The sequence below is a fragment of the Streptomyces sp. NPDC044704 genome, assembly GCF_056433525.1.
In genome coordinates, this window is sequence record NZ_JBWKGY010000005.1 from 230,006 (window position 1) to 253,303 (window position 23,298).

General features: G+C 70.8%; 18 protein-coding genes and 2 tRNA genes. 18 read left to right on the forward strand and 2 right to left on the reverse strand.

Features of this window, described 5'->3' with window-relative positions; translation table 11 throughout:
• Window positions 1–328 precede the first annotated feature (328 nt).
• The 11 genes from dnaA to AC07B0_RS14970 all read left to right on the forward strand — a co-directional run bounded on the left by dnaA (window position 329) and on the right by AC07B0_RS14970 (window position 14,607).
• Window positions 329–2,104, forward strand: coding sequence for a chromosomal replication initiator protein DnaA (dnaA, locus tag AC07B0_RS14920; protein WP_478898298.1), 1,776 nt, complete (start codon window positions 329–331; stop codon window positions 2,102–2,104).
• A gap of 864 nt (window positions 2,105–2,968) precedes the next feature.
• A complete protein-coding gene (dnaN, locus tag AC07B0_RS14925; RefSeq protein ID WP_030153167.1) occupies window positions 2,969–4,099 on the forward strand; it encodes a DNA polymerase III subunit beta in 1,131 nt (376 codons plus the stop codon).
• 222 nt (window positions 4,100–4,321) lie between these two features.
• Window positions 4,322–5,197 carry a phosphogluconate dehydrogenase (NAD(+)-dependent, decarboxylating) gene (gene gnd, locus AC07B0_RS14930; RefSeq protein WP_356882836.1) on the forward strand — a complete coding sequence of 292 codons (876 nt, stop codon included), beginning with the start codon at window positions 4,322–4,324 and terminating at the stop codon, window positions 5,195–5,197.
• 69 nt (window positions 5,198–5,266) lie between these two features.
• Window positions 5,267–6,403, forward strand: coding sequence for a DNA replication/repair protein RecF (gene recF, locus AC07B0_RS14935; RefSeq protein ID WP_356882834.1), 1,137 nt, complete (start codon window positions 5,267–5,269; stop codon window positions 6,401–6,403).
• Window positions 6,400–6,927: a DciA family protein gene (locus AC07B0_RS14940; RefSeq protein WP_356882832.1), complete on the forward strand. Its 528-nt coding sequence runs from the start codon at window positions 6,400–6,402 to the stop codon at window positions 6,925–6,927. Before recF ends, AC07B0_RS14940 begins: the two co-directional genes overlap by 4 nt.
• A gap of 426 nt (window positions 6,928–7,353) precedes the next feature.
• A complete protein-coding gene (gene gyrB, locus AC07B0_RS14945) occupies window positions 7,354–9,420 on the forward strand; it encodes a DNA topoisomerase (ATP-hydrolyzing) subunit B (protein ID WP_469377175.1) in 2,067 nt (688 codons plus the stop codon).
• A 41-nt stretch (window positions 9,421–9,461) separates the two neighbouring features.
• Window positions 9,462–12,074, forward strand: coding sequence for a DNA gyrase subunit A (gene gyrA / locus AC07B0_RS14950; RefSeq protein WP_356873266.1), 2,613 nt, complete (start codon window positions 9,462–9,464; stop codon window positions 12,072–12,074).
• Between the two features lie 2 nt (window positions 12,075–12,076).
• Window positions 12,077–12,703, forward strand: a complete 627-nt coding sequence (locus AC07B0_RS14955) for a DUF3566 domain-containing protein (protein WP_467297914.1) — start codon at window positions 12,077–12,079, stop codon at window positions 12,701–12,703.
• 118 nt (window positions 12,704–12,821) lie between these two features.
• Window positions 12,822–12,895 (forward strand) — tRNA-Ile (locus tag AC07B0_RS14960).
• Between the two features lie 144 nt (window positions 12,896–13,039).
• Window positions 13,040–13,174 carry a DLW-39 family protein gene (locus AC07B0_RS14965; RefSeq protein WP_208809277.1) on the forward strand — a complete coding sequence of 45 codons (135 nt, stop codon included), beginning with the start codon at window positions 13,040–13,042 and terminating at the stop codon, window positions 13,172–13,174.
• 122 nt (window positions 13,175–13,296) lie between these two features.
• Window positions 13,297–14,607 (forward strand): hypothetical protein, encoded by a 1,311-nt coding sequence (locus AC07B0_RS14970; RefSeq protein ID WP_469377328.1) that lies wholly within the window; start codon window positions 13,297–13,299, stop codon window positions 14,605–14,607.
• Window positions 14,608–14,683: 76 nt separating this feature from the next.
• Here the strand turns inward: AC07B0_RS14970 and AC07B0_RS14975 are convergent, their stop codons facing one another.
• A complete protein-coding gene (locus AC07B0_RS14975; protein ID WP_478898300.1) occupies window positions 14,684–16,024 on the reverse strand; it encodes a serine/threonine-protein kinase in 1,341 nt (446 codons plus the stop codon).
• A gap of 31 nt (window positions 16,025–16,055) precedes the next feature.
• Window positions 16,056–16,604, reverse strand: coding sequence for a helix-turn-helix domain-containing protein (locus AC07B0_RS14980; protein WP_356873271.1), 549 nt, complete (start codon window positions 16,602–16,604; stop codon window positions 16,056–16,058).
• Window positions 16,605–16,765: 161 nt separating this feature from the next.
• Here AC07B0_RS14980 and AC07B0_RS14985 point away from each other — a divergent pair.
• The 7 genes from AC07B0_RS14985 (at window position 16,766) to AC07B0_RS15015 (ending at window position 23,281) form a co-directional block, all read left to right on the forward strand.
• Window positions 16,766–16,838: transfer RNA gene (locus AC07B0_RS14985), tRNA-Ala, on the forward strand.
• Between the two features lie 258 nt (window positions 16,839–17,096).
• Complete coding sequence (locus tag AC07B0_RS14990) at window positions 17,097–17,342, forward strand: hypothetical protein (protein ID WP_356873273.1); 246 nt, start codon at window positions 17,097–17,099, stop codon at window positions 17,340–17,342.
• Window positions 17,343–17,394: 52 nt separating this feature from the next.
• Window positions 17,395–18,642: an ATP-grasp domain-containing protein gene (locus AC07B0_RS14995; protein WP_356873275.1), complete on the forward strand. Its 1,248-nt coding sequence runs from the start codon at window positions 17,395–17,397 to the stop codon at window positions 18,640–18,642.
• Window positions 18,639–19,712 carry a branched-chain amino acid aminotransferase gene (locus AC07B0_RS15000; RefSeq protein ID WP_356873277.1) on the forward strand — a complete coding sequence of 358 codons (1,074 nt, stop codon included), beginning with the start codon at window positions 18,639–18,641 and terminating at the stop codon, window positions 19,710–19,712. Before AC07B0_RS14995 ends, AC07B0_RS15000 begins: the two co-directional genes overlap by 4 nt.
• A gap of 276 nt (window positions 19,713–19,988) precedes the next feature.
• On the forward strand, window positions 19,989–21,005 hold the full coding sequence (locus AC07B0_RS15005; RefSeq protein WP_356873279.1) for an amino acid--tRNA ligase-related protein: 1,017 nt from the start codon (window positions 19,989–19,991) through the stop codon (window positions 21,003–21,005).
• Window positions 21,006–21,137: 132 nt separating this feature from the next.
• Window positions 21,138–21,878, forward strand: coding sequence for a hypothetical protein (locus AC07B0_RS15010; RefSeq protein ID WP_356873281.1), 741 nt, complete (start codon window positions 21,138–21,140; stop codon window positions 21,876–21,878).
• A complete protein-coding gene (locus AC07B0_RS15015) occupies window positions 21,875–23,281 on the forward strand; it encodes a His/Gly/Thr/Pro-type tRNA ligase C-terminal domain-containing protein (protein WP_478898302.1) in 1,407 nt (468 codons plus the stop codon). The genes AC07B0_RS15010 and AC07B0_RS15015 overlap by 4 nt, the downstream gene beginning before the upstream one ends.
• Window positions 23,282–23,298: the final 17 nt, after the last annotated feature.

A 23,298-nucleotide genomic window follows, 5' to 3' on the forward strand; every position in this document is an offset into this window, starting at 1 on the left:
CGCGTGTTCGCCCGAGTGGGCACCGCTAAACGATCACTAAAAGTGACCTTCGCCCATCGGTAGGCAGGCGGCAGCAGCCATCGACAATTCGACCTCGTCACGGTACGCGCGGCTACGCCATCCGGTCAAACCGAGCTCGCCTGCCGCACACTGTGCACAGGCTGTGGACAACGACTTGAACCGTGGCCACCGGCCTGACTACCGTTGCCTGATCCCTGATTTTTTGCCCCGACCGTCCCAAAGAACCACACATTCGTGGGACGGGACCTGTGAGAGAGCGTGCTCTGTGGCTGACGTACCTGCCGATCTTGCCGCAGTGTGGCCACGCGTGCTCGAGAAGCTGCTCGGCGAGGGTCAGCAAGGCATCGAGCCCAAGGACAAGCAGTGGGTCGAACGATGCCAGCCGCTGGCCCTGGTCGCCGACACCGCGCTGCTCGCCGTCCCGAACGAGTGGGGCAAGCGCGTTCTCGAAGGCCGCCTCGCCCCGCTCATCAGCGACGCGCTGAGCCGTGAGTGCGGCCGCCCGATCCGGATCGCCATCACCGTGGACGACTCCGCCGGCGAACCCGCGCCGCCCTCCGCGCCCTCGTCCCCGCAGCGGGAGGGCTACGAGCCGTACGGCGGCCCGCGCCCCGGCAGCCACAACGGCCCGGGCGACGACCAGCTCCCCACGGCCCGCCCCGCCTACCCGGACTACCAGCAGCAGCGCCCGGAGCCCGGGGCCTGGCCCCGCGGCGGCCAGCAGGACGACTACGGCTGGCAGCAGCAGCGCCTCGGCGGCTTCCCCGAGCGCGATCCGTACGCCTCCCCCCAGCCGGGCTACCTCCAGCAGCCGGAGCCGGGCGGCTACGACCAGGGCTCCTACGAACAGCAGAAGTACGAGCAGCCCAAGTACGAGCAGTCCCCGTACGAACCGCAGAAGTACGAACCCCAGAAGTACGAGCAGCAGCAGTACGAGAACCAGTCGTACGAGCAGCAGCAGTACGAGCAGCCCGCGCCGCGCACGGCACCGGGCCGGCCCGCCCCGCCGCCGGCCCCGTCGGGCGGTTCCACCTCGGGACCGCTGGAGCCGACCGCCCGGCTGAACCCCAAGTACCTCTTCGACACCTTCGTCATCGGCGCCTCCAACCGCTTCGCGCACGCCGCCGCGGTGGCCGTCGCCGAGGCGCCGGCGAAGGCGTACAACCCCCTGTTCATCTACGGGGAGTCGGGCCTCGGCAAGACCCACCTGCTGCACGCCATCGGGCACTACGCGCGGAGCCTCTACCCCGGCACCCGGGTGCGGTACGTGAGCTCCGAGGAGTTCACGAACGAGTTCATCAACTCCATCCGCGACGGCAAGGGCGACGCCTTCCGCAAGCGGTACCGCGAGATGGACATCCTGCTGGTCGACGACATCCAGTTCCTCGCGAGCAAGGAGTCGACGCAGGAGGAGTTCTTCCACACCTTCAACACGCTCCACAACGCCAACAAGCAGATCGTGCTGTCCTCCGACCGGCCGCCCAAGCAGCTCGTCACCCTGGAGGACCGGCTCCGCAACCGCTTCGAGTGGGGCCTGATCACCGACGTCCAGCCCCCCGAGCTGGAGACCCGCATCGCGATCCTGCGCAAGAAGGCCGTCCAGGAGCAGCTCAACGCCCCGCCGGAGGTACTGGAGTTCATCGCCTCCCGCATCTCGCGCAACATCCGCGAGCTGGAGGGGGCGCTGATCCGGGTCACGGCGTTCGCGAGCCTGAACCGGCAGCCGGTCGACCTCGGCCTCACCGAGGACGTCCTGAAGAACCTGATCCCGGGCGGCGAGGACAGCGCGCCCGAGATCACGGCCTCCGACATCATGGCGGCCACCGCGGACTACTTCGGGCTCACCGTGGACGACCTGTGCGGCTCCTCGCGCAGCCGGGTGCTGGTCACCGCGCGGCAGATCGCCATGTACCTGTGCCGGGAGCTCACCGACCTGTCCCTGCCCAAGATCGGGGCCCAGTTCGGCGGCCGCGACCACACCACCGTCATGCACGCGGACCGCAAGATCCGGGCCCTCATGGCGGAACGGCGGTCCATCTACAACCAGGTCACGGAGCTCACCAACCGCATCAAGAACGCCTGACGCGGCCCGCCGACAGCCGTGCCAGGGCCCCTTCACACCCGAAAACAGGGCGCTTCCGGACCGTACCGGGGGCGCCCTTCTTCGTCCGTGCGCCCCTGCTCTGTTCGAATACGCCCCTTGGAGGGCAACTCATCCACAGATTGGCCGACTTTCTTCCGTCCACAGCCTGAGGACAGTGTGCGGCGCCCACAATCTGTCCACAGGAGCGCAGGTTGAGGGCCCATCAGGGCAGGTCAGCCGCCTGTGGAATTGTGCGCAAGCGCTGTCCACAGCCTGTGGACAGAAATCTCGTCCACAGGCTCGTCCACGGCTCTGTCCACCGCCGCCCCACAGGTTGCCGCATCCTGTGCACAGGATCAGAAGGGTTCTCCACACCGTTGTCCACTGTTCGGCAACCCGGCACCCGTCGTCACCGCCCCGAGTGAAAGCGGTCACACGGAAGTCGACGTTTGGGGTGTGGAGCACTGGGGAAAAGCTGGGGACACACCTGTGGAGTAGTGGGGGTCGTCTGGGGACGGCCTGTGCAGAAGTTTTCGTTCTCCACAGAGACACCGTGTTGTCCACCGGTGCCACCCACAGGGTGTGGGGATAAAAAACGAGGGCTGACCTGGGAGAACGGGCTTATCCACCGTTTCCACAGGCCCTACTACTACCCCCATAGAGAGTTAGCTCGGATTCGGTTTTCAAGCAGGTCCTGTGCACAACTCGTCGCTCGGCCTCGCCGACGCCTCGCTCCCGACTTGACCGCCAGCCGCGACGAGTGTCGGCGCCGTACGTCAGACTGGTCCCCGGCATCGGTCGAGGCATCGACGAGCCGACGACGAAGGCCGGCAGACGAGCGAGCAACAGCAGGAGGCGGTTCCGGTGAAGATCCGGGTGGAACGCGACGTACTCGCGGAGGCGGTGGCCTGGGCTGCCCGCAGCCTCCCGGCCCGGCCGCCGGTGCCCGTACTCGCGGGCCTGCTGCTGAAGGCCGAGGAGGGCACGCTGTCCCTCTCCGGCTTCGACTACGAGGTCTCGGCCCGCGTCTCCGTCGAGGCGGACGTCGAGGAGGACGGCACCGTCCTGGTCTCCGGCCGGCTGCTCGCCGACATCTGCCGCGCCCTCCCCAACCGCCCGGTGGAGATTTCCACAGACGGTGTACGGGCGACCGTGGTCTGTGGCTCCTCGCGGTTCACACTCCACACCCTGCCTGTGGAGGAGTACCCGGCGCTGCCGCAGATGCCGACCGCGACCGGCACCGTGCCCGGCGAGGTCTTCGCCTCCGCCGCCGCCCAGGTCGCCATTGCCGCCGGCCGCGACGACACGCTGCCCGTGCTGACCGGTGTCCGCATCGAGATCGAGGGCGACCGCGTCACCCTGGCCTCCACCGACCGCTACCGCTTCGCGGTCCGCGAGTTCCTGTGGAAGCCGGAGAACCCGGACGCCTCCGCCGTGGCCCTGGTGCCCGCGAAGACCCTCCTGGACACCGCCAAGTCCCTGACCAGCGGTGACACGGTCACCCTGGCGCTGTCGGGCTCCGGTGCGGGCGAGGGCCTCATCGGCTTCGAGGGTGCGGGCCGCCGCACCACCACCCGCCTCCTCGAGGGCGACCTGCCGAAGTACCGCACGCTCTTCCCGACGGAGTTCAACTCCATCGCGGTGATCGAGACCGCTCCGTTCGTCGAGGCCGTCAAGCGCGTGGCCCTCGTCGCCGAGCGCAACACCCCGGTCCGCCTCAGCTTCGAGCAGGGCGTGCTGATCCTCGAAGCCGGTTCCAGCGACGACGCACAGGCTGTGGAGCGCGTCGACGCGAAGCTGGAGGGCGACGACATCTCGATCGCCTTCAACCCGACGTTCCTGCTGGACGGCCTCAGCGCGATCGACTCGCCGGCCGCGCAGCTGAGCTTCACCACCTCGACCAAGCCGGCGCTGCTCAGCGGCCGCCCCGCGGTCGACGCGGAGGCCGACGAGGCCTACAAGTACCTGATCATGCCGGTACGCCTGTCCGGCTGACGTCTTCCCCGTCGGGCCCGGTCTCGCAGGCTGCGGGACCGGGCCCGACGCCGTCCACAGGCCAGGGCTCCGGGAGTCCAGAACGCCTGGGGACTTCCTGGACGCGCGCCACGGCCCGTGGGGCCGCCGTGCACGCCCCGGCGTAGGCTCGGATCCGGTGGGTGACCCGGCTCGTCCGGGAACCCGCGGCAAAGACGGCCACAACGCGTAAGGAACCAGTTGATGGAGCTTGGTCTCGTCGGTCTCGGCAAGATGGGCGGCAACATGCGCGAGCGCATCCGCCGCGCAGGCCACACCGTCATCGGATACGACCGCAACCCGGACCTCGCCGATGTCCACAGCCTGCGGGAACTTGTGGACAGCCTGCAGGCCCCCCGCGTGGTGTGGGTGATGGTCCCGGCAGGTGCGGCGACGCAGTCCACCGTCGACGAGCTCGGCGAGCTGCTCTCGCCCGGCGACATCGTCGTGGACGGCGGCAACTCGCGCTGGACGGACGACGAGAAGCACGCCGAGGAGCTGAAGGCCAAGGGCATCGGCTTCGTCGACTGCGGCGTCTCCGGCGGCGTCTGGGGCCTGGAGAACGGCTACGCGCTCATGTACGGCGGCGACGAGAAGCACGTCGCCGCGGTCCAGCCGGTCTTCGACGCGCTCAAGCCCGAGGGCGACTTCGGCGCCGTGCACGCGGGCAAGGTCGGCGCGGGCCACTTCGCGAAGATGGTCCACAACGGCATCGAGTACGCCATGATGCAGGCCTACGCCGAGGGCTGGGAGCTCCTGGAGAAGGTCGACTCGGTCACCGACGTCCGCGAGGTCTTCCGGTCCTGGCAGGAGGGCACGGTCATCCGTTCCTGGCTGCTGGACCTCGCCGTGAACGCGCTGGACGAGGACGAGCACCTGGAGCAGCTGCGCGGCTTCGCGCAGGACTCGGGCGAGGGCCGCTGGACCGTCGAGGCGGCCATCGACAACGCGGTGCCGCTGCCGGCGATCACGGCCTCGCTGTTCGCCCGGTTCGCGTCCCGCCAGGACGACTCGCCGCAGATGAAGATGATCGCGGCGCTGCGCAACCAGTTCGGCGGGCACGCGGTCGAGAAGAAGTAGCACCACAAGAACGACAGCACCACGAGAACGACAGCACGACAGCAGGAAGCCGGGGGAGGTCGGCGACACATGCACGTCACGCATCTCTCCCTGGCCGACTTCCGCTCGTACGCCCGGGCCGAGGTACCCCTCGGCCCGGGCGTCACGGCTTTCGTGGGGCCCAACGGCCAGGGCAAGACGAACCTCGTCGAGGCCATCGGCTACCTCGCGACGCTCGGCAGCCACCGGGTCTCCTCGGACGCCCCCCTCGTGCGCATGGGCGCGGAGCGCGCCGTCATCCGTGCCGCCGTCACCCAGGGCCAGCGGCAGCAGTTGGTGGAGCTGGAGCTGAACCCGGGCCGCGCGAACCGGGCCCGCGTCAACCGGTCCTCGCAGGTCAGGCCCCGGGACGTGCTGGGGATCGTACGGACCGTGCTGTTCGCCCCGGAGGACCTGGCCCTCGTCAAGGGCGATCCGGGGGAGCGCCGCCGCTTCCTCGACGAGCTGGTCACCGCGCGCTCGCCGCGGATGGCGGCCGTCCGCTCCGACTACGAGCGGGTCCTCAAGCAACGCAACACCCTCCTGAAGTCCGCCGCCATGGCACGCCGGCACGGCGGCCGGTCCATGGACCTCTCCACCCTCGACGTGTGGGACCAGCACCTGGCCCGCGCGGGCGCCGAGCTGCTCGCCCAGCGCCTCGACCTGATCGCCACGCTCCTGCCGCTCGCCGACAAGGCCTACGAACAGCTCGCGCCCGGCGGCGGCCCCCTCGGCCTCGCCTACAAGTCCTCGGCCGGCGAACCGGTGGACAGCGGCGACGCCCGGACCCGCGAGGCGCTCTACGAGGTGCTGCTGGCCGCGCTGGCCGACGTCCGCAAGCAGGAGATCGAGCGGGGCGTGACCCTGGTGGGCCCGCACCGCGACGACGTGCTGCTGCGCCTCGGCGAGCTCCCGGCCAAGGGCTACGCCAGCCACGGCGAGTCGTGGTCGTACGCCCTCGCGCTGCGGCTGGCCTCGTACGAGCTGCTGCGCTCGGAGGGCGCCGAGCCGGTGCTGGTGCTCGACGACGTGTTCGCGGAACTGGACGCCCGGCGCCGCGAGCGGCTCGCGGAGCTGGTGGCTCCGGGCGAGCAGGTCCTCGTGACGGCGGCCGTGGACGACGACGTACCGGGCGTACTGGCGGGGACCCGCTTCGCGGTGTCCGGCGGCGAGGTGACCCGGCTGTGAGCGGCGGCGAGCAGGACGGGCGCAAGGCCCCCGAGCCCTCCGGGGTGGACCTGGCGCGCCAGGCGCTGGCCGCCGCCCGGGAACAGGCCCGGGCCCGGGGCAACGCGGTGAGCGGGAAGAAGCGCCAGCAGCACCCCGGGCTGCGCTCGGGCGCCCGCGCGGACGGCCGGGACCCGATGCCGCTGATGGCCGCGCTGGACCGGCTGCGCACGGAGCGCGGCTGGGAGATGCCGATGGCCGTGGCCGGGGTGATGGAGCGCTGGCCGGAGATCGTCGGCCCGGAGATCGCGGCGCACTGCGTGCCGGAGCGCTACGAGGACCGCGAGCTGGTCGTGCGCTGCGATTCCTCGGCGTGGGCGGCGCAGCTGAAGCTGCTGGCCCCGCAGCTGGTGGCGCGGCTCAACGCCGAGCTGGGGCAGGGCACGGTCCGGCTGATCAAGGTGCAGGGCCCGGGAGGCCGCCCGAAGGGGTACGGGCCCTGGCGCAGCCCGGGCAGCAGGGGTCCCGGCGACACCTACGGGTGAGCCCGCCCGCGGCCCGTGCCGCGCCGGTCCTCGCGGCCGGTCCCCGCAGTACCCCCGGCGAAGCCGCCGTTCCCTTGGGAGCGGCGGCTTCCGGCCTGTTGCGGCCCGGCGCGGGGCGGGCCGGCGGGCCCCCGTCGCGGGTGGTGTCCCTCACGGTAGCCGCGGGTTGACAGGCCGAAGCGCTGGATGCCCGTGTGAGCCACTTTGAGCCCCTCCCCGGATATGGGGAGTCGGAGAGTGCAGGTTCAGGGCGGCACATGCGTACTCAGGTACCGGCAAACCCCCATTCATGTCAGTGGTACCGGTAGACTGGAGGCAATCCCGCCCAGTTGCGGGATCACCAGTCGAGTACCGGTGACAAACGCTGACAACGCAGATCGACGCAGCCGCTCCTGCTTGCATGCCTGCTGGCCCGGAGTACGGCCTGTGCTGTGCCAGAAAGGGCGCTTCGTGGCCGATTCCGGCAACTCCAACGACAAGAACGAGTCCACCGCCGGCGGCGAGGCCGCCGAAGCAGGTGGTTCTTCGTATACCGGAAGCAACATCCAGGTCCTGGAGGGCCTGGACGCGGTCCGCAAGCGGCCCGGCATGTACATCGGATCGACGGGTGAGCGCGGCCTGCACCACCTCGTCTACGAGGTCGTCGACAACTCGGTCGACGAGGCACTGGCCGGGCACGCGGACACCATCGACGTGACGATCCTCGCCGACGGCGGGGTCAAGGTCGTCGACAACGGCCGGGGCATCCCGGTCGACATCGTCCCGTCCGAGGGCAAGCCGGCCGTCGAGGTCGTGCTCACCGTCCTGCACGCGGGCGGCAAGTTCGGCGGCGGCGGGTACGCCGTCTCCGGCGGTCTGCACGGCGTCGGCGTGTCCGTCGTGAACGCGCTGTCGACGAAGGTCGCGGTCGAGGTCAAGCGCGACGGCTACCGCTGGACCCAGGACTACAAGCTCGGCGCCCCGACGGCCGCCCTCGCCAAGAACGAGGAGACCGACGAGCACGGCACCTCGGTCACCTTCTGGGCCGACGGCGACATCTTCGAGACGACCGAGTACTCCTTCGAGACGCTGTCGCGGCGCTTCCAGGAGATGGCCTTCCTCAACAAGGGCCTGACCCTGTCGCTGACCGACGAGCGCGAGTCGGCGAAGGCCACGATGGGCGCGGACTCCGCCGAGGAGTCCGACGACAACCAGGCGCGGACGGTGAAGTACTACTACGAGGGCGGCATCGTCGACTTCGTGAAGTACCTCAACTCGCGCAAGGGCGAGCTGATCCACCCGACCGTCATCGACGTCGAGGCCGAGGACAAGGAGCGCATGCTCTCGGTCGAGATCGCGATGCAGTGGAACTCGCAGTACACCGAGGGCGTCTACTCCTTCGCGAACACGATCCACACGCACGAGGGCGGTACCCACGAAGAGGGCTTCCGCGCGGCGCTGACGGGTCTGGTCAACCGCTACGCGCGCGACAAGAAGCTGCTGCGCGAGAAGGACGACAACCTCGCGGGCGAGGACATCCGCGAGGGTCTGACGGCGATCATCTCGGTCAAGCTGGGCGAGCCCCAGTTCGAGGGCCAGACGAAGACCAAGCTGGGCAACACGGAGGCCAAGACCTTCGTGCAGAAGGTCGTCCACGAGCACCTGAACGACTGGTTCGACCGCAACCCGGTCGAGGCCGCGGACATCATCCGCAAGTCGATCCAGGCGGCGACGGCGCGCGTCGCGGCCCGCAAGGCCCGTGACCTCACCCGCCGCAAGGGTCTGCTGGAGAGCGCCTCGCTGCCGGGCAAGCTGTCCGACTGCCAGTCGAACGACCCGACGAAGTGCGAGATCTTCATCGTCGAGGGCGACTCGGCCGGCGGTTCCGCGAAGTCCGGCCGCAACCCGATGTACCAGGCCATCCTGCCGATCCGCGGCAAGATCTTGAACGTCGAGAAGGCCCGGATCGACAAGATCCTCCAGAACACCGAGGTCCAGGCACTGATCAGCGCCTTCGGCACCGGCGTGCACGAGGACTTCGACATCGAGAAGCTCCGCTATCACAAGATCATCCTGATGGCGGACGCCGACGTCGACGGCCAGCACATCAACACCCTGCTGCTGACCTTCCTGTTCCGCTTCATGCGGCCCCTGGTCGAGGCCGGACACGTCTACCTGTCCCGCCCGCCGCTGTACAAGATCAAGTGGGGCCGCGACGACTTCGAGTACGCGTACTCGGACCGCGAGCGCGACGCCCTGGTCGAGCTCGGCAAGCAGAACGGCAAGCGGATCAAGGAAGACTCGATCCAGCGCTTCAAGGGTCTGGGCGAGATGAACGCCGAGGAGCTGCGCGTCACCACCATGGACGTCGACCACCGCGTGCTCGGCCAGGTCACCCTGGACGACGCGGCGCAGGCCGACGACCTGTTCTCGGTGCTGATGGGAGAGGACGTCGAGGCCCGGCGCTCCTTCATCCAGCGCAACGCCAAGGACGTTCGGTTCCTCGACATCTGAGTCGGTCTCCGCTGACCGCCTGAAAGGACTTCTGACCAGCAATGGCCGACGAAACCACCCCCACCGCAGAGAATCCCGCGGAGGAGCAGCCCGTGCTGCGGATCGAGCCCGTCGGGCTCGAGACGGAGATGCAGCGCTCCTACCTCGACTACGCGATGTCCGTCATCGTGTCCCGCGCCCTGCCCGACGTACGGGACGGCCTCAAGCCGGTCCACCGGCGCGTGCTGTACGCGATGTACGACGGCGGCTACCGGCCCGAGAAGGGCTTCTACAAGTGCGCCCGCGTCGTCGGCGACGTCATGGGCACCTACCACCCGCACGGCGACTCCTCGATCTACGACGCGCTGGTCCGCCTGGCCCAGCCGTGGTCGCTGCGCATGCCGCTGGTCGACAGCAACGGCAACTTCGGCTCCCCGGGCAACGACCCGGCGGCCGCGATGCGCTACACCGAGTGCAAGCTGATGCCGCTGGCCATGGAGATGCTCCGGGACATCGACGAGGAGACCGTCGACTTCACGGACAACTACGACGGCCGCAACCAGGAGCCGACCGTCCTGCCGGCGCGGTTCCCGAACCTGCTGGTCAACGGCTCCGCGGGCATCGCGGTCGGCATGGCGACCAACATCCCGCCGCACAACCTCCGCGAGGTCGCGGCCGGTGCCCAGTGGGCGCTGGAGCACCCGGAGGCCTCGCACGAGGAGCTCCAGGACGCGCTCATCGAGCGGATCAAGGGCCCGGACTTCCCCTCCGGCGCCCTGGTCGTGGGCCGCAAGGGCATCGAGGAGGCGTACCGCACCGGTCGCGGCTCCATCACGATGCGCGCGGTGGTGGAGGTCGAGGAGATCCAGAACCGCCAGTGCCTGGTGGTCACGGAGCTCCCGTACCAGACCAACCCCGACAACCTCGCGCAGAAGATCGCCGACCTGGTGAAGGACGGCAAGATCGGCGGCATCGCCGACGTCCGCGACGAGACCTCGTCCCGGACCGGCCAGCGCCTGGTGATCGTGCTCAAGCGCGACGCCGTCGCGAAGGTCGTGCTGAACAACCTGTACAAGCACACCGACCTCCAGTCGAACTTCAGCGCCAACATGCTGGCCCTGGTGGACGGCGTGCCGCGCACCCTGTCGATCGACGCCTTCATCCGCCACTGGGTGCAGCACCAGATCGAGGTCATCGTCCGGCGCACGCGCTTCCGCCTGCGCAAGGCGGAGGAGCGCGCCCACATCCTGCGCGGTCTGCTCAAGGCGCTGGACGCGATCGACGAGGTCATCGCCCTCATCCGGCGCAGCAACACCGTCGAGATCGCGCGCGAGGGCCTGATGGGCCTCCTGGAGATCGACGAGATCCAGGCCAACGCGATCCTCGAAATGCAGCTGCGCCGCCTGGCGGCCCTGGAGCGGCAGAAGATCGTCGCCGAGCACGACGAGCTCCAGGCGAAGATCAACGAGTACAACGCGATCCTGGCCTCCGAGGAGCGCCAGCGGCAGATCGTCAGCGAGGAACTGGCGGTCATCGTCGAGAAGTTCGGCGACGACCGGCGTTCCAAGCTGGTGCCCTTCGACGGCGACATGTCCATGGAGGACCTGATCGCCGAAGAGGACATCGTCGTCACGATCACCCACGGCGGCTACGTCAAGCGCACCAAGACCGAGGACTACCGCTCGCAGAAGCGCGGCGGCAAGGGCGTGCGCGGCACGAAGCTGAAGCAGGACGACCTGGTCGACCACTTCTTCGTCTCCACCACGCACCACTGGCTGCTGTTCTTCACGAACAAGGGCCGTGTCTACCGGTCCAAGGCGTACGAGCTGCCGGACGCCGGCCGCGACGCCCGCGGTCAGCACGTGGCGAACCTGCTGGCCTTCCAGCCGGACGAGAAGATCGCCCAGATCCTCGCGATCCGCGACTACGAGGCGGCGCCCTACCTGATCCTGGCCACCAAGGGCGGCCTGGTGAAGAAGACGGCGCTCAAGGACTACGACTCGCCCCGTTCGGGTGGTGTCATCGCGATCAACCTCCGGGAGACCGAGGGAGGCAGCGACGACGAGCTGATCGGCGCGGAGCTGGTGTCCGCCGAGGACGACCTGCTGCTCATCAGCAAGAAGGCGCAGTCGATCCGCTTCACGGCGACCGACGACGCGCTGCGCCCGATGGGCCGCGCGACCTCGGGCGTGAAGGGCATGAGCTTCCGCGAGGGCGACGAGCTGCTGTCGATGAGCGTGGTGCGGCCCGGTACGTTCGTCTTCACCGCGACCGACGGCGGCTACGCCAAGCGGACGCCGGTCGACGAGTACCGCGTCCAGGGCCGTGGTGGTCTGGGCATCAAGGCGGCGAAGATCGTCGAGGACCGCGGTTCGCTCGTCGGCGCGCTGGTGGTCGACGAAACGGACGAGATTCTCGCCATCACCCTCGGCGGTGGTGTGATTCGTACGCGAGTCAACGAAGTCAGGGAGACCGGCCGTGACACCATGGGCGTCCAGCTGATCAACCTGGGCAAGCGCGATGCCGTGGTGGGCATCGCACGTAACGCCGAGGCGGGTCAGGAAGCTGACGAGGCCGACGAGATCGAGTCAGAGATCGAGGCCGGGGCAGCCGAAGGACAGGCCGCCGAGGCCGCCGAGGGCACGGAGCCCTCGGCTGGGGAGCACGAGGAGTAAGCGTGAGTGGAGCCACGGGCGCCGGACCGGCCAAGACTGGAGCGAACGGTGCCCGTGGCCCCGCCGCGGACTCCCAGGGGGGAACCGTGACGGACACCCGAGAACCGAAGTCGAAGGCGCAGTCCAAGGCGCAGCCGAAGGCACCGGCCGCCGGCACCGGCCAGGACGCCCAGCCGTACCAGCCCCCGCAGGCTTACGCGGCGCCCTCGGGCCCGGGTGCGCAGCGGGGGGCCCGGCCGGGGGTCCGTACGGCACCGAGGACGCGCAAGGCGCGGCTGCGGGTCGCCAAGGCGGACCCGTGGTCGGTGATGAAGGTCAGCTTCCTGCTGTCGATCGCGCTGGGCGTGTGCACCGTCGTCGCGGCGGCGGTGCTGTGGATGGTCATGGACGCCATGGGCATCTTCTCGACGGTCGGCGGCACGATCAGCGAGGCCACCGGCTCGAACGAGAGCAACGGGTTCGACCTCCAGTCGTTCCTGTCGCTGCCGCGCGTACTGATCTTCACGTCGGTGATCGCGGTGATCGACGTGGTGCTGATGACGGCGCTCGCGACGCTGGGCTCGTTCATCTACAACCTGTCGGCGGGCTTCGTGGGCGGCGTGGAGCTCACGCTGGCCGAGGACGAATGACCCGCTGATCGACCCGCTGACTGACCTGCGGGGAAGCCCGCGGGGAGGCCCGCGGGAACGGATTTTGGCTCGACCCGCTCTGTGCGCTAATCTTCAGGAGTCAGCGCGCAGCGCGGATGGGGCTATAGCTCAGTTGGTTAGAGCGCATCCCTGATAAGGATGAGGCCACAGGTTCAAATCCTGTTAGCCCCACAGTGTCGAAGACCCCCAGGCCAAGGCCTGGGGGTCTTCGTCGTTGGGCCAGTTGAGGGGTTCCCAGGTAACCGATCGGTATCGGTCGGTGTGTATTGTTGGCCGCCAGAAGTCCCCAACGTCAATGAAAGACGAGGTCGCGCGGTGAAGAAGCTGCTCCTGGTCGCACTGGCCGCCATCGGCGGGCTCCTCGTGTACCGCCAGATCCAGGCGGATCGCGCCGAGCAGGACCTGTGGACGGAGGCAACTGACTCCGTGCCCTCTGGTTCCGGTGTGTGAGACCCACGGTTGATCTCATGAGGCCCCGGCTGCCGCTGCTGCCGGGGCTTCGTGCTGTTCTGTGAAGAATTATTCCGGTATGCGAAGATTTGGCTTGCGTTAGCAAACTCGGGGTGGGCGTGATGGTGCGGGTGCGGAGGACGGTGCTGGCCGGGGCGGCGGTGCTCGGGTTGCTGGCCTGGCTGCCGGGGGCCGCGTACGCGGCCGGTCCCGGATCTGCGGCGCTGCCGGAGTACCGCACGGCGGACGGCGCCCGCCCGGTCGAGGGCAAGCCCTCCACGGCGGACGCCCCGCTGCTGGCGGCCGGGCAGTTCTACGAGGACACCCTCGCCCCCGGCGAACGCGTCTACCGGCTGGGCCTCGACGCCAACTCCACCGTGTACGTCTCCGCGGTGCTGCGCCCGCCCGCCGGGGCCAAGGTCGGCTACGGCGACGGCCTGGAGGTGGAGGTCATGACCGCCGCCGGCAAGGCCTGCCCCCACAACCCCGGCAAGGTCTCCTTCGGCTACGACGCCGTGCCCGTCGCGGCGGTCGGCTCCCGCCGGCTGGAGGCGGACTCCGACTGCCAGGCCGGAGGCACCTACTACGCGAAGCTCACCCGGACCGCGGCGAAGGACTCCGACCAGGCCGCGTGGCCGGTCGAGATCCGGCTCCAGCGCGAACCGGCGCCCGCCGCCGGGAGCGCGCCGAGCGCCGCCGCCAGCGTCTGGCCCTCGGCCTCCCCGACCCTGCCCGGCACGGACCCGGTGGCCCGTACCGGCGGAACCGGCTTCAACGACGCCCGGGCCCTGGACTCCGGAGTGTGGCGCGACGACCTGAGGCCCGGGCAGACGCGCTTCTACCGGGTACCGCTGGACTGGGGGCAGCAGCTCGGGATCGGCGCGGAGATCGCGGCGGCCAGGATGACGAAGCAGTACGGTTCCGCCTCCAACGGCCTCACCGTCTCGCTCTACACGCCCTACCGCGCCCTGGTGGAGTCCGAGGACACCTCGTACGACGGCAAGCAGGCGGCCGTCACCCTGCCGAAGACCGCGCCCGTGGCGTACGAGAACCGTTTCTCCGACGACACCGAGCAGCGGCCCGTGCGGCTGGCCGGCTGGTACTACCTCGCCGTGACCCTGGGCGGGAAGGTCGCGGAGTTCACCGAGGACGCGGCCCCGGTGCCGCTGACGCTGCGACTGGACGTGACCGGGAGCCCGGCCAAGGGGCCCGCGTACGCGGAGAGCCTCACCGAGGCCGGGTTCGGGGTCGGCGCCGCCGACCGGACCGCCGCGAAGGACGGGCTCACCGCCCCGGAGGCCGTCCGGGCGGAGGAATCCCGCTCGGTGATGCGGCTCGTGGCGGGAGCCGGCTTCGGGACGGGGACGGTACTGCTGCTCGTGCTCGGGGTCTGGATCCTGCTGGCCCGCAGGGGCGGCGGGGCGGTCCGCTAGTGCCGTGCCGGGCGTCGCGACCCGGTGGACCTTTCCGGTCACGGCACTAGGCCCGGGGGTCCCTCCGGCCACGGCACTAGACCTGGGTCAGGGCCCAGACGCCGAGGGCGAAGCAGAGCAGGGCCGCCGTGAGGATCCCGGCGGTGACCTTCGCCGGCGGCGGGGCGATGCGGCCCGGGCGGGCCGGGGCGGCGACCGGGTGCGGGGCGGTGAGCGGTTCGGGTACCGGGCCCGCGGGGACCGGGGGCGGCAGGTGGAAGCTGCCCGTTCCCGACGGGTCGTAGGCGGGCGGCGGCCCGAACCCCGCCGGGGCGGCGGGCGGGGGCGTGCCGCGCGGGTCGGTCCGGGTCGGTTCGCCCGCCGGGGCGCCCGCGGTCGGGGCCGTGGCCGGGGTCGTGGCGGGGCTCTGGGCGGCCGTGGGGCCCGTCGGGGGCCGGAAGGGCGTCGGGGGCGTCGCGGGGGCTTCCGGTGCGGTCTGCGGGCTTCTGGGGCCTTCGGGGGCTCCGGTGCCTTCGGCCCGGGGAGCGCCCGCGGGGGCCAGGGGGCCCTGGGGTCCGAAACCGGCGGGGAGCGGGCCGAGTTGGTCGAACACCTCCACCGGATCCAGGTCGGGGGCGGGCGCCGGCAGCAGCTCGACGGCCTCGGCGAGGGCCTTGCGGGCGCCCGTGGCGGTCCGGAAGCGGGCCTGGGGGTCGGGTTGCAGGAGGTTCGCGACGACGTCCCACAGCGGCGCGGGAACGCCCTCGGGGGCGTCCGGGGTGCCGTGGGCCAGGAAGTGCTCCACCAGGGCCTGGGAATCGGGCTTGCGGCCTTGCAGCAGGTACAGGGCGACCAGTCCGACCGCGAAGAGGTCGGCGGGGAAGTCGGGCTCTTCGCCCATCAGTTGTTCCGGGGCGAAGTAACCCGGCGTGCCGACCACGTAGTTCGTCTCGGTCAGCCGGGGCTCGCCCTTGCGCATCGAGATGCCGAAGTCGGACAGCCGCAGGTGCGGCCGCCCGGTTCCGGTGGCCTCCATCAGGATGTTGGCCGGTTTGATGTCGCGGTGGACGACGCCCTCCGCGTGCACCGCCGCCAGCCCCGACAGGAGCTGGTCGAGCAGCGCGCAGACGAACCGGGGCGGCAACGGGCCGTAGTCCCCGATCACATGGGCGAGGGACCCGCCGCCGACGAGGTCCATGGTGAACAGGACCTTGTCGTCGTCCGCCGCCCAGCTGGCGGGCGCCAGCACGTGCGGGTGGTCGATGCGCAGCGCCTGCTCGCGCACGAAGCGCAGCAGGGTGTGGGCGTCGCTCTGGAGGAGCACCTTCGCGGCGACGTAGCGGCGTCGCCGGTGGTCCCACGCGCGCCAGACGGCGCCCGCGCCGCCGCGTCCGATCGGGTCGATCAGTTCGTACCGACCGGCGAAGACCTCACCCATCGCTGTGCCCGTCCCCCGTCACCCTCGTGCGTCAGTTCTGGTGGGCCTCGTAGTGGGCCACCGCCTCCGCGGTGCGGCCCGCGCCGTACACCCGGAGGAACTCTGCCAGTTCCGGATGGCTCGGGGCGAGGGTGTCCGCCGCCTCGATGATGTCGCCCGCCGCGGAGACCGAGCGCAGCAGCGACTGGATCTCGCGGACGACGCGCTTGACGGTGGGCGCGCCCGAACCGGTCGCGGTCTGGCCGCTGTTGCTGAGGACGGATCCGCCCTGGGTGTTCTTGATCTCGTCCATCCGGTCGGTGGCCTCCGCCGCGCTGACGCTTCCGTCGGCCACCTGGCCCGCGAGGTCCTGGAGGGACTGGACCCGCTGGACCACGGCCGGGTTGCCGATCTTGGCGCGCTGGCCGCTCATCAGCTGGGACAGCATCGGCGCCGACAGCCCGAGGACGGCAGCGAGGCGGGCCTGGTTGAGACCGAGGTCATCTATGAGCCGTCGGAACAGCGCGCCGAGCGGCTCCCCGTACCAACTGCGCTGAAGTTCCCTGGCTCTGGCCGTGGCCTCTTGCTGTACTGCGTCCACTCTTACTACTCCCCTTCGCTGGTGCGAACCTCGCGAGCATCTTACGGAGCGTGGTCGCGGGACGGGAGTCCCTATCATTTTGCGGGATGAGGGGGTACACCGGGTACTCTGTCCTGCGGAACGTCCACTCCCTTCCGGGGGAGCGGCGCGTACCCCCGTACGGGGCCTTAGCTCAGTTGGTAGAGCGCTGCCTTTGCAAGGCAGATGTCAGGAGTTCGAATCTCCTAGGCTCCACAGATGAAAGGTCCCCTGACCTGCGGAAACGCCGGTCAGGGGACCTTTTTGCGTTGCCCGTGGCCGGGTAGCCGGGGCGGGCGGCGGGGCTCCGGTGGGGCTCCCCTCTGCGTGCGCGGGTCCGGTGGGGAGCGGCGGGTGCCCCGCCCGGGGCCGGGCGCCGGGCGCCGGGCGGCGGCGGTCGAGGGTGAACGGGGAGTGGCTCGGGGGTGGCTCAAGGCACCTGGCGGCCAGACAGCAACCTGCCAGGGATTTCCCTTGGACCTGCGCCGGGCGCCGCGCAGTATTTCTCGTGCGGCGGGCGGAATTCGACCGAAGACGCCACTGCCGCCAAAGAACCAGTTCCACGGGGGAGTCGAAATGAAGTTTCTGGTACGAGCCGCTGCCGCCCTTTCCGCCGCTGTCGCCGTCGTCGCGCTGGGCGCCACCGCCGCGAACGCCGCCGGGGAAACCGCGGCCGCCCCGGCGGTCACCGTCACCTTGGAAAGCCTCAATTGGGACTGATGAATCCCCCCTGGAGACCCACAAACAGACAGAACGGCCGGGTGTGAGCGAAATGAACGTCTTGGTGTGCCGGTGGGACCGGGTGACCCTGGAAGCGCTGCTTGACCGCGGGGCCTCCGTGACGCTGGTCTTCGACGAATGGGAGGCCGCCAACCGGGCCATCGATCCGCGGCTGATCGCCCGGGTGGACCGGCACTACGTGATCCGCAGCTTCGACGCCCTCGACGAGATGGCGCAGCTGGCCGTGGAGATCCGGTCCACCGGGGTCAAGATCGACCGGGTGCTCAGCCTCTCCGAGTTCAGCCAGTTCAGCGCCGCCTACCTGGCCACCCTGCTCGGTCTGGAGCAGCCCGCCATCGAGAAGTCCGTCCTGATGCGGGACAAGCGGGCCATGAAGGAGCGCGCCGCGCAGGCCGGGATCGCCTGCGCCCGCTACGTGTCGCTGACCACGGCGGACGTCGAGGGTTCGGTGCGCCGCGTCGAGGAGGAGCTCGGCTTCCCGGTCATCGTGAAGCCGGCCGCCGGCCTCGGTTCGGTGGACACCTCCAAGGTCACCGGCCCCGAGGAGCTCGCCGCGATCCTGCGCCGGGCCGGTCAGGAGACCGTCGCCCAGTTCCTCCTCGCGGAGGAGCCGATCGACGGGGACGAGTACCACGTCGACGCGATCTGGGAGAACGGCCGGGCGCAGATCCTGGGCGTCAGCCGCTACCTGCGGCCCCGCATGCTCGTCGAGACGCCGGGCCGCGACAACGGCTCGATGCTGCTGCCGCGCGACGCCGAGGCCGCGCTGTACGCCGAGGTCGAGGAGCTGCACGAGCGGATCAACGCCGCCTTCGGGATCACCGACGACATCACCCACCTGGAGATCTTCCGCCGGGCCGACGGCCGGCTCTGGTTCTCCGAGATCGCTACCCGCTTCGCGGGCGGTGCGATCCCCGAGAGCTTCGGGCCGCTGGGCGCCGACCTGCGGCAGCTGTGGGTCGAGGCCATCATGGGCGCCGGGCGCGAGCCGCTGGCGCTCCAGGAGCCGCCGTACCCGTACGTCGGCTGGATCAACCTGGCGCCGGCCGAGGCGGGGACCATCCTGAAGGACCCCACCGACGAGCAGATCAAGGCCTTCCCCTACGTCCTGGACATCATCCGGTCCCGGTCGGTCGGCTTCGGGATCGGCGAGCTGCACCCCTCCGTGTGGTGCCTGCTGCTGGTCATCGGCGCGGACGACGAAGCGCAGTTCCGGGCGCGGGCCGCAGAGTTGGAGGCCGCGCTGCTGCCCCTGTACGAGATGGGCGGTACGTCGTGACGGCACTGGCCGAGGCCCCTGCGGCGGGCGCGGCGAAGCTGGGCTTCGGGGCGCGGTTCACCGCGCACATGGTGCTCGCACGGTGGAGCGCCGGGCAGGGGTGGACGGCGCCGGAGCTGGCGCCGCACCGGCCGCTGGAACTGTCGCCCGCCGCCATGGCCCTGCACTACGGGCAGGCGATCTTCGAGGGGCTCAAGGCGTACCCGCGTCCCGACGGGCCGCCGGCGCTGTTCCGGCCGGGCGTCAACGCGGAGCGCTTCAACCGCAGCGCGCACCGCCTGGCGATGCCGGAGCTGCCGGTGGAGCTGTTCACCGAGGCGTGCGAGATGGTGGTGCGGGCCGACGTGGCGGAGGTGCCGACGGGGCCCGGCCAGAGCCTGTACCTGCGGCCCTTCATGGTCGCGGTGGAGCCCAGCCTGGGGGTGCGGCCCGCGCAGGAGTACCTGTTCGCGGTCATCGCCTCGCCGGTCGACTACTTCTTCGCCGACGGCTACCAGGCCATCGACGTGTGGTGTCCGCCGGACCAGATCCGGGCGGCGCCCGGCGGTACCGGGGCGGCCAAGTGCGCCGGCAACTACGCGGCGAGCCTCTCGGCGAAGGCCCAGGCGCTGGCCAACGGCTGCCACGAGGTGCTGTGGCTGGACGCGCAGGAACACCGCTTCGTCGAGGAGCTCGGCGCGATGAACTTCTTCGGGGTCACCCGGGACGCGTCGGGTGCTCCGCTGCTGGTCACCCCGGGGCTCTCCGGCACGATCCTGGCGGGCAACACCCGCGGCAGCCTCATCGAACTGGCCGCCTCCCTCGGGATCCGTACCGAGCAGCGCCAGGTGGAGCTGGCCGAACTGACCTCCGGGGACGGGCGGATCAGCGAGGCGTTCGCCTGCGGTACGGCGGCTTCCGTGGTGCCGATCGGAGCCGTGACCACCGCGGCGGGCCGCTCCGTGATCGGGGACGGGCTGCCGGGCGAGGTCACCACGCGTCTGCGCGACGCCCTGGCCGCCGTGCAGTACGGGCAGAGCCCGGACACCTTTGGCTGGATGCATTCGGTCCTGCCGAAAACAGACGCATAGCGAAAGCATGACGAAGGCCGTTGCCCCCGGAATCCTCCGGGGGCAACGGCCTTTATGCATGCCCTTGTTGCGGGGCCCCGCGGAGCGCCGGGCAGGAGAATGCCAGGCAGGCTCGCGCCAGCGGAAAGTGCTGATTCGGCGGCGCCGAACGGACAGGATGGAACCACCGAATCCCAGCAGGCCCGGGGGAATTGCCGCGGTGAGATCTCGACTCCCGCAGGCGCCGGCCTGCTTCTGCCTCGGGCGCGAACCGCGCCACTTCCAAAGGGGAAAACATTGGCTACGCCCACGTACACGCACGGTGGATGGCGTCCGTCCGCCGACCGATTCCTGGAGATCGTCGACCAGCCGCTGTACCGCACGCTGGTCGACCTCCAGGACCTCGTGACCGTGCAGACGGCCGTCTTCTGGAGCGAGCGCGGGGTCAAGTCCGTCCACCTGCCCATCACCACCAACAGCATCTCCAGCCCGATGGGCCTGGGCAGTGACTCGCTGCCGGTCGAGATCGACCTGTTCGGCCAGCGCACCTTCCTCGCCGACTCGATGCAGTTCATGCTGGAGTACGGCTGCCGGCTGAGCCCCACGGGCAGCTGGTACCTGATGCCGAGCTTCCGCGGCGAGGACTGCGACGAGACCCACCTCAACCAGTTCTTCCACAGCGAGGCCGAGCTCCCCGGCGGGCTCGACGCCTGCATCGCGGCGGTCGACGACTACATGCGCGCGCTCGCCAAGGCGGTCCTCGACCGCTACGCGGACGATGTGCGCGCCATCGCCGGCACGACCGAGCACCTGGAGCAGATGGCCGCCCTGGGCTCCTTCCCGCGCATCACCTTCGAGGAGGCCGTGGCCCACCTGGGCGACGACCCGGAGGCGGTGGAGGACCACGGCGGCTGGCGCACCCTGTCCCGGCACGGCGAGCGCCGCCTGATGCAGGAGATCAGCCCGATCCTGTGGGTCACGCACTACGACCACCTGTCGGTGCCCTTCTACCAGGCGTACGGCGACGCGGAGGGCAAGACCGCCCTCAACGGCGACCTGCTGTTCGGCATCGGCGAGACCGTCGGCTGCGGCGAGCGCCACGTCGACGGCGAGCAGGCCCGCAAGGCCCTGGCCCACCACCAGGTGCCCGAGGAGGACTACGACTGGTACGTCCGCATGAAGGACGCCCGTCCGCAGCACACCTCCGGTTTCGGCCTCGGCATCGAGCGCTGGCTGATGTGGGTCCTGCAGCAGAAGGACATCCGCGAGCTCCAGCTGGCGCCGCGCCTGAACGGGGTCACCGTGACCCCGTGACGCTCATCGCCGGGCCCCGCACACCGGGGCCCGGCGAGCCGTCACCACCCCGCCACCCCGACGAGGCCGCGCCGAAGGCGCTCACGGTGCCTCCCCCCGCCCTGCCGCACCACCCGACCCACTGGACACACCATGCCCTTGCACACCGGCGCCCCCGAGGCGGCGGCCGAGACCGCGCTGGTCCGGCGCGAGTACGGCCCCGCAGGCCACTACATCCTGAGCGGCGCGGCGCTGGAGCGGCTGCGGGAGTCGCAGCGGCTCGTCGAACGCCTGCTGGGCGAGGTGTCCGTACGCCGGACCCACCTGCCGGTCCTCGTTCCCCCGGTGCTGGTGTCCCCCGTGGCGGCCCTGCTCCGGCCCGGACTGCGCCGCACCGCGCTGACCACGCACGACTCCGAGCGCCCCAAGGGCTGGTACCCGACCGCCGGACTCTGCCTGCGCGGGCTCCCGCTCGTCGCCAAGCAGCGCTTCAGCTGGCGGGAACTGCCGGTCGGCTACTGGACGGGCGGCCCCGCCGTCGCCCCGGTCGCGGACGCCGGACCCGACGCCGAGGACCTGGTGTGCGCGGACGGGCTGCTGGCCCAGCCGCAGGAGCGGCGGACCGAACTCGCCCCGGTCGTCGACGAGATCCTCCAGGAGCTGGGCGTCCCCGCCCGGCCCGCCGTCGAACCCTGGGCACTGGAGGGCGAGGACGCGCTGGTCTGGCGGCACGAGGGCCGCGTGACCGCCTCGGTGCAGGACCTGCCCGCCGAGGCCGCCAAGCGCTACGGCGCCTGCTACATGGACACGGACAACCGGCTCCAGCCGCTGGCCGTCTCCTTCTTCCACATCAGCCAGTACGCGCTGCTGCGCGGGACGGAGGACGCGCGGTGACCGCCACCTGGGCCGGGGACGCCGCCGCACTGCAGCGCTCCCACATCATCAACGCCAAGTACCCGGTGTCCGGGGCGAGCGGGTGGCTCCCCCACGGCTACGCGCTCTGCTCGAACGTCGTCGACGCCTTCCGCACCTTCTTCGCCTCCGGCGGCTACGGCGAACTCGGCCTGCCCTCCGCCGTTCCGCTCGCCTCCCTGGAGCGCCAGGCCGGCTCCATCAAGAGCTTCCTCGACCGGGTCTACCTGCTGCGCGGCCCCGACGACGGCACCGAACCCGTCGCGCTCGCCTCCACCATCGAGGCGCAGATCTCCACCGTCATGGCCGCCTGGCTCCGCGAGGGCCGGCAGGCGCCGTTCCGGGTCACCTCGGTGCGCACCGTCGGCCGGCACGAGGGCCACGGCATGCGCCCGCTGTGGATGGAACGGTTCGTCTGGCCCTTCTTCGAGGCGCAGGCCGCCTACACGGGTGACGGCTCGGCGGACACGGCCTTCATGCTGCACGGACCCGGCGGGGTCGCCGCCGCCCTCGGGCTCCCCACCGTCGCCGTCGAACGGCTCAAGGAGCCCGGCGCGACGGGAGCGTACGCCGACCGGCGGCACGAGCTGGTCACCCTGCTGCCCGACGGCACCTCCACCACGCTGACCTCCGTCTACGAGCTCGGCACCCGCTTCAGCGAGACCTTCGGCGTGCGCGACGCCGACGGGGTCCCGCTGTCCATGCTCAACTTCGGCTTCTCGGCCCGCCTCGTACTGGCCCTGCTCGTCCACGCGCACACCGACCCGGACAAGCCGGTGCACCACCCCGCGATCGCCCCCGTCCAGGTGGCCGTCGTACCCGCCGTGACCGAGGGCGCCGAACGGGCCGCGGAACTCGCCGCGCGGCTCGTGGCCGGCGGGATCCGCGCCGAGGTCTTCGACGACCACCGCGGCTACCGGGCCCGGGCCGCGCGGGCGCGGACGCACGGGGCCCCTCTCTACCTCACGGTGGAAGGGCCCGAGCGGGGCGGGGAACTCCTGCTCGGGGAGGACGCCGGGCAAGGGGAGGCCGTCCGGCCCGACGGACTGCCCGCGCTGGCCGGTGTACGGCTCAAGGCCCTCGGGGAGCGGCTCGCGCTGACCCGGGCCGCCGGGCACCGGGACCGGATCACCGACCTCGACGCGTTCCCGGCGCGGACGGACCTCGACGGCCTGCCGGGCGCGGCCCGCGTCCCGCTGTGCCACGCCGACGACTGCGCCCGCGCGGCCCTCGGCCAGGACGTCCTCGACGTGATCGGCCGGCCCACCGGCGAGAACGGCGTCGTCCACGACCCCGACGCCGCACCCGCCCGCCCCTGCGCGCACTGCGCCCGCCCGACCGGCTCGTCGGTGCTGCTGGGACGCAAGTTCCGCGGCGAGAAGTGACCGCAGGAGACGGAGAG

Excerpts from the sequence above, each read along its gene's own strand:
- gnd (WP_356882836.1), top strand. The coding sequence starts at position 4,322 with ATGGAGCTTGGTCTCGTCGGTCTCGGCAAGATGGGCGGCAACATGCGC.
- recF (WP_356882834.1), top strand. The coding sequence starts at position 5,267 with ATGCACGTCACGCATCTCTCCCTGGCCGACTTCCGCTCGTACGCCCGG.
- gyrA (WP_356873266.1), top strand. The coding sequence starts at position 9,462 with ATGGCCGACGAAACCACCCCCACCGCAGAGAATCCCGCGGAGGAGCAG.
- AC07B0_RS14970 (WP_469377328.1), top strand. The coding sequence starts at position 13,297 with ATGGTGCGGGTGCGGAGGACGGTGCTGGCCGGGGCGGCGGTGCTCGGG.
- AC07B0_RS14975 (WP_478898300.1), bottom strand. The coding sequence starts at position 16,024 with ATGGGTGAGGTCTTCGCCGGTCGGTACGAACTGATCGACCCGATCGGA.
- AC07B0_RS14995 (WP_356873275.1), top strand. The coding sequence starts at position 17,395 with ATGAACGTCTTGGTGTGCCGGTGGGACCGGGTGACCCTGGAAGCGCTG.
- AC07B0_RS15010 (WP_356873281.1), top strand. The coding sequence starts at position 21,138 with ATGCCCTTGCACACCGGCGCCCCCGAGGCGGCGGCCGAGACCGCGCTG.